Genomic DNA, 6,976 nt, shown 5'->3' with positions numbered 1-6,976 from the left:
GCCTGAACTAGAAGACTGGCAAAGTCGTCCTTTAAATGAATGTTATCCTTTTGTTTTTGTAGACTGTATGTATACAACCATACGCAATCAATACGAAACTAAAAAGTATGCCGTTTATACTATTTTGGGCTATACAATGGAGGGCAAAAAAGACATCCTTGGCTTGTGGCTAAATGAAACAGAAAGCAAGCATAAGTGGATGCAAATCTTTGATGAAATTAAGGCAAGAGGAGTTGAAGACATCTTCTTTATTTCCATGGATGGTGTATCTGGATTAGAAGAAGGAGCTCGCTCTATTTTCCCTGATGTCACTGTCCAAAGATGTATTGTCCATTTAATTCGTAATTCCATTAAATATGTTCCAAATAAGGATTATAGAGCTTTTACATCTTCTTTAAGGAAGGTTTATGGAGCTCAAAGTCTAAAGGCCTGTCAAAGTACGTTTGAATCCTTTAAGCAACAATGGTCTGCCTATCCTGGAGCTATAGATGTCTGGGAAAGAAACTTTGAACATGTAGAACAATTATTTGACTACGGTAGTGCTGTCCGTAAAATCATGTATACAACTAACGCAGTAGAAAGTATCCACTCTAGTTTTAGAAAAGTAACGAAAAAAGGAGCATTTCCCAACGAAAATGCCCTACTTAAAGTACTGTATTTAAGAGTGAAAGAATTAGAAAATAAGTGGAATGGTGGCGGCTTTATTCAAGGCTGGTCTCTAGCCTTAAACCAACTATTAATGAATGAACGATTGAAGGATAGGGTTCTCAAATATAGCTAGTGTGTATTAGAACTTACACACTTTATTTGACAACCCCTCACCCCCGCTGATCCCCCAAAAATAAAAATCCCCCGCACCAGTCAGCACAGGGGGAAAACTTAATACTTCCAAATATAAAACGCTTCTACACCTAAACGTTCCATCGCTTGTTCTTTCAAATCATCAGCAACACCATCGCTTTGGTTCCAGTTACGGATTACACCACTTGCTTGCGATTGATGGCAAAGAATCGCATCCATCTTCCTATCGAAATTCTCCCGAATGTCGTTAATCACTTCTGGTTTACCTAAATCTTCAACATGAGTATTCGTAATGGCTTGTGCCCATACAGTCGGACGATTTTCTGGATTCATTAATCGAACAGCCTCTATTGCAGCAGCACCTAACGCATTATGGTCTGGATGTACGGCATGCTCTGGGTAATGAGTAATGACAAGAGACGGTTGAATTTCTTCTAAAATTTCTTTTAGATGGTTCGCAACTTCATTTCGGTCCTCGTATTCCAAAGTTTTGTCGCGATATCCTAGTAGACGAAGCTCCATATCCAATACTTTACTAGCTTCGGTAATTTCTTTCTTTCGAATTTCAGGAAGTGTTTCTCGGTTGGCAAAAGTAGGATTCCCCATATTTCTGCCCATTTCACCTAATGTTCCACAAAGGTATGTTACTGGAACACCTTGTTCGCGAAACTGAATAATCGTTCCGGCTGCTCCGAATGACTCATCATCTGGATGAGGGTAGATAACAACAACATGCTTTTCCATTTCGTTCACCTTTCTTTCTCATACCGATTAATAATTAAATGGTGTTTCACTTATCTGTAATGCGACCATCAGACGGCCTTCTCGATCATGGCCGGCCATTAATAACTTTTCACCTTCATGGATTGTCCAATCTGTTAAACCTTCTGCGTAAATCCAACCAATATCCATTTTCAAGCCAGCACGATAGGATCTTCCATCGCCAACTATTTTAGCTTGATTGAAACGTACATTAGCATTGCGAATATAAACACCCACATTATAGGCTTTTTCATTAACATGACTTGCATAAGCGCCATTAGTAGTTTCTAAATGAATATATACATCTTTTCCAACAAAGCTCTCCAGCTTTTCTTGGACTTTATCAAGCTCAATCGGTTTCATCTTCTTCCTCCTAACATTTCTACTTTTACATTACCGAAACAGACGTATTACGTCAAAGTAAAAAACTTGCATTAACACACTTATTAACCTAATAGAATCTAGTTAAAAAGGATGCCCCAAAATTCGTTGAGACATCCTCCATCTGTACTTATGAACTTACTTCTTCTTTAGATTTCAGAGCTTCTTCCTGTCTTTTCTTATCTCGTTCCAAGACAGGCTTTAAGTAATGACCTGTGTAAGAGTTTTCTTGTTTAGCAATTTGTTCTGGTGTTCCTGTTGCAATAATTTGGCCGCCCTTTGCTCCACCTTCAGGACCGATATCGATGATGTGGTCAGCCGTCTTTATAACATCGAGATTATGTTCAATAATTAAGACGGTATCTCCATTATCTGTTAATCGTTGAAGCACCTTTAATAATCGGCTAATATCATCCACATGTAGGCCTGTTGTTGGCTCATCTAGGATATACATCGTTTTCCCTGTTGTACGACGATGTAACTCACTAGCAAGCTTCACACGTTGTGCTTCTCCACCTGATAAGGTAGTTGCTGGTTGACCGAGCTTCACATAGCCTAAACCAACATCGACAATCGTTTGGATTTTGCGTTTAATCTTCGGTATATTAGCAAAGAATTCGGCAGCTTCTTCGATGGTCATATCTAGCACATCTGAAATACTTTTTCCTTTATATTTTACTTCTAATGTTTCACGGTTATATCGCTTTCCATGACACACTTCACATGGCACATACACATCTGGCAAGAAATGCATTTCGATTTTAATGATTCCATCACCTTTACAAGCTTCACAACGTCCACCCTTCACGTTAAAACTGAAACGACCCTTTTTATAACCACGTACTTTCGCTTCGTTAGTGGAAGCATAGACATCACGGATATCATCAAATACTCCGGTATACGTTGCAGGGTTTGATCTAGGTGTACGACCAATAGGAGATTGATCGATGTTGATTACTTTTTCTAAATGTTCTAGACCTTTGATTTCCTTATGCTCACCAGGAATTTGTTTGCTTCGATTTAATTCTCTTGATAGAGCTTTAAAAATAATCTCATTTACTAGGGAGCTTTTTCCGGATCCAGATACTCCAGTGACCACATTAAATAGACCAATAGGTACTTTTACAGAAACATTCTTTAAGTTATTTTCCTTTGCACCAATTACTTCGATAAAACGTTTATCATGCTTTCTACGTTCTAATGGGATTGGAATATACTTTTTACCAGACAAGTATTCACCCGTTAAAGAATTTTTGTTTTTCATTACTTCCTCAGGTGTGCCACTAGCAACAATTTGTCCACCATGTTCGCCAGCACCTGGTCCAATATCCACTAGCCAATCAGCAGCTAGCATCGTATCTTCATCATGTTCAACTACAATTAAACTATTATCCAGATCACGCATTTCTTTTAATGTCCCGATCAGCTTATCATTGTCTCTTTGATGTAAACCAATAGATGGCTCATCCAGTACATACAGTACCCCAGTTAGTGCGGAACCAATTTGAGTTGCCAAACGAATTCGTTGTGCCTCTCCACCAGATAAAGTACCTGCTGTTCGAGAGAGAGTGAGGTAATCTAAGCCAACATTATTTAGGAATTCGAGACGATTATTAATTTCTTTAATCAATAATTTGGCGATTTGCTTTTCCTTTTCACTAAGATTTAATTCTTGGAAAAAATTCATAGCTTCTGTAATCGAGAAGTCTGTCACATTACTAATATGCAAACTATTAACCTTTACCGCTAATGCTTCTTCCTTTAGACGGTGTCCTTTACAAGTCGGACAGTTTTTGTTCGTCATATATTTTTCAAGTGTTTCTCGGATAAAGTCAGATGATGATTCCTTATAACGGCGGGCAATATTATTTAGTACACCCTCAAAGTTAATCATGCTATCTCGGGTTTGCCCGAATTCACTTTTATAGTAGAAATGAATCTTATCAGAGCCACTTCCATATAAAATCTTATCCATTTGCGCTTTTGGTATATCCTTAACAGGAATATCCATATTGATTTCATAATGTTCACAGACGCTTTTCAGAAGCTGCGGATAGTATTGTGAGCTTATTGGCTCCCAAGCAGCGATGGCATGCTCGTTTAAAGTTTTATCCCAATCAGGTATTACTAAGTCTAAATCCACAACGAGATTGGTACCAAGTCCATCACAACTCGGACAAGCACCAAATGGACTGTTGAAGGAAAACAATCTTGGCTCTAGTTCTCCGATGGAAAATCCACAAAGCGGACAGGAGTGATTTTCACTGAACACTAGTTCTTCTTCACCTATAACGTCAACGACTACTTTTCCTTCTCCTAGATTTAAAGCTGTTTCTAAAGAGTCACCTAAACGTGTTTCAATTCCTGGTTTGACCATGACACGGTCAACAACAACTTCAATCGTATGCTTCTTATTTTTTTCTAGTTGAATGTCCTCGGTTACTTCACGCATTTCCTTATCTACACGAATACGGACAAAGCCTTCCTTTTTCAGCTTTTCAAGTACTTTTACATGTTCTCCCTTTCTCCCAGATATTACTGGCGCAAGGAGTTGAAGCTTTGTGCGTTCCGGATATTCCATTATACGGTCAACCATCTGTTGAATAGTTTGTGATGAAATTTCAACACCATGTGTTGGACATACTGGACGACCTACTCTAGCAAATAACAACCTTAAGTAATCATAGATTTCAGTAACTGTACCAACTGTTGAACGTGGGTTTCGACTCGTTGTCTTTTGATCGATTGCAATAGCTGGAGATAAGCCATCAATTGTATCGACATCCGGCTTATCCATATTCCCTAAAAATTGCCGTGCATACGCAGACAAGGACTCGACATACCGTCGTTGACCTTCAGCATAAATCGTATCAAAAGCTAGTGATGATTTTCCAGAACCTGATAAACCAGTTACAACTACTAACTTGTTTTTTGGAATGGATATATCAATATTTTTTAAATTATGTGCTCTGGCACCTTTAATATTTATCATTTTACTTGGCATGCATTGGTCATCCTTCCGCTTTAAGTTCAAATAAAATATCACGAAGTTCTGCAGCCTTTTCAAAGTCAAGCGCTTTGGCAGCTTCTCGCATTTCTTTCTCGATATTCACGATAACCTTTTCTCGCTCTTTCTTGGTTAACTTCGCTAGACTCTTCGTCTTCTCTTCATACTCTGGTGAATCTTCTGCAGCAACAGTGGCACGAATGACATCGCGAACATCCTTCTTAATTGTTGTCGGTGTAATACCATGCTTCTTATTATATGCTTCTTGGATTTTACGACGACGTTCTGTCTCATCGATCGCTTTTCGCATCGAATCCGTAATCTTATCGGCATACATGATAACTTGCCCATTGGAATTACGTGCTGCCCGCCCCATCGTCTGGATTAAGGAGCGCTCGGAGCGTAAGAAGCCTTCTTTGTCCGCATCCAATATGGTAACGAGTGATACTTCTGGGATATCAAGCCCCTCTCTAAGCAGGTTAATTCCAATTAGCACATCATATTTACCTACTCGAAGATCGCGAATAACTTCGATTCGTTCTAATGTCTTAATTTCACTATGAAGATAAGCAACTTTTATACCGATTTCCTTCAAATAATCGGTTAAGTCCTCAGACATCTTCTTCGTTAATGTCGTAACAAGAACACGTTCATTCTTTTCTGTTCGTGCATTTATTTCAGCAATGAGATCATCAATCTGTCCTTCGATTGGACGAACCTCCACCTTAGGGTCTAATAAACCAGTTGGTCGGATAATTTGTTCGGTCATTTCTGGCGTATGCTCTAATTCATATGGCCCTGGCGTTGCCGATACAAATATCATTTGATTTACTTTACTATCAAATTCCTCAAACTTTAACGGTCTATTATCTAATGCGGAAGGTAAACGAAATCCATGATCAACTAGTACTTGCTTACGCGCTTGGTCCCCGTTATACATTCCACGAATTTGTGGAAGTGTTACATGAGACTCATCCACTACAACTAAGAAATCCTTAGGAAAGAAGTCGATTAATGTATACGGAGTAGCTCCAGAATCTCGTAAAGTCAGATGTCTAGAATAGTTTTCAATCCCAGAACAGAACCCCATTTCCCGCATCATTTCCAAGTCGTAATTCGTTCGTTGCTCTAAACGCTGTGCTTCTAGTAACTTATTTTGCCCACGAAGCTCTTCTAGTCGCTCTTCTAATTCTCTCTCGATATTAGCAATTGCTAGTTTCATCTTCTCATCACCAGTTACGAAGTGGGATGCTGGGAAAATAGCAACATGCTCTCGGTCACCGATAATCTCACCAGTTAGAGCATCAACTTCGCGAATACGATCAATTTCATCACCAAAAAACTCAACACGAATACAGTGCTCCTCACGAGATGCTGGAATAATCTCCACAGAATCACCCCGTACTCGGAATGTACCACGTTGAAAATCGATATCATTTCGTGCGTATTGAATATTAACTAAATCTCGAAGAAGCTGGTCACGGTCCTTTTCCATTCCCATTCTTAAGGATAGAACTTGATTGCGATATTCTTCCGGATTACCTAAACCATATATACACGATACACTAGCAACGACTAACACATCATTCCGTTCAAAAAGTGCAGATGTTGCCGAGTGTCGTAGCTTATCAATTTCATCATTAATACTTGCATCTTTTTCTATAAACGTATCGGTGGAAGGAACGTAAGCCTCTGGCTGATAATAATCATAATAGCTGACAAAATACTCTACAGCATTATTCGGGAAAAAATCTTTGAACTCACTATATAACTGTCCAGCTAATGTTTTGTTATGGGCAATAACCAGTGTTGGTCGATTAATTTCCTTTACAACATTGGAAATTGTAAACGTCTTACCGGTACCAGTTGCACCTAGCAAGGTTTGATGACGCTGACCAGCGAGAACTTTTTTGACCAATTCTTCAATTGCTTTTGGTTGATCCCCTTTTGGTTCGTACTTTGAAACCAATTCAAACGTATTATTTTCCATAGACTATCCTCCACTCTTAACCTACCTAATAGTGT

The 6,976-nt window shown here is 38.9% G+C and carries 5 protein-coding genes; 1 reads left to right on the top strand and 4 read right to left on the bottom strand.

The window, feature by feature from the left end; all coding sequences use genetic code 11:
- Positions 1-781, top strand: a 781-nt coding sequence (locus TE34_RS09245) for an IS256 family transposase (RefSeq protein ID WP_047983079.1), incomplete at its 5' end; no start/stop codon positions are given.
- Positions 782-879: 98 nt separating this feature from the next.
- Here TE34_RS09245 and bshB2 read toward each other — a convergent pair.
- The 4 genes from bshB2 to uvrB form a co-directional block, all read right to left on the bottom strand.
- Positions 880-1,545 carry a bacillithiol biosynthesis deacetylase BshB2 gene (gene bshB2 / locus TE34_RS09240; RefSeq protein WP_047984527.1) on the bottom strand — a complete coding sequence of 222 codons (666 nt, stop codon included), beginning with the start codon at positions 1,543-1,545 and terminating at the stop codon, positions 880-882.
- A gap of 27 nt (positions 1,546-1,572) precedes the next feature.
- Positions 1,573-1,926: a YojF family protein gene (locus tag TE34_RS09235; RefSeq protein ID WP_047984526.1), complete on the bottom strand. Its 354-nt coding sequence runs from the start codon at positions 1,924-1,926 to the stop codon at positions 1,573-1,575.
- A gap of 148 nt (positions 1,927-2,074) precedes the next feature.
- Positions 2,075-4,948, bottom strand: a complete 2,874-nt coding sequence (uvrA, locus tag TE34_RS09230) for an excinuclease ABC subunit UvrA (protein WP_047984525.1) — start codon at positions 4,946-4,948, stop codon at positions 2,075-2,077.
- Between the two features lie 7 nt (positions 4,949-4,955).
- Positions 4,956-6,941, bottom strand: coding sequence for an excinuclease ABC subunit UvrB (gene uvrB / locus TE34_RS09225; RefSeq protein ID WP_047984524.1), 1,986 nt, complete (start codon positions 6,939-6,941; stop codon positions 4,956-4,958).
- Positions 6,942-6,976: the final 35 nt, after the last annotated feature.

This window comes from Ornithinibacillus californiensis, assembly GCF_001038485.1.
GTDB classification, from domain to species: Bacteria; Bacillota; Bacilli; order Bacillales; family Amphibacillaceae; genus Ornithinibacillus; species Ornithinibacillus californiensis.
Note: the sequence above shows the minus strand (reverse complement) of the source record. Positions and strands in the feature narration are given on the sequence as shown.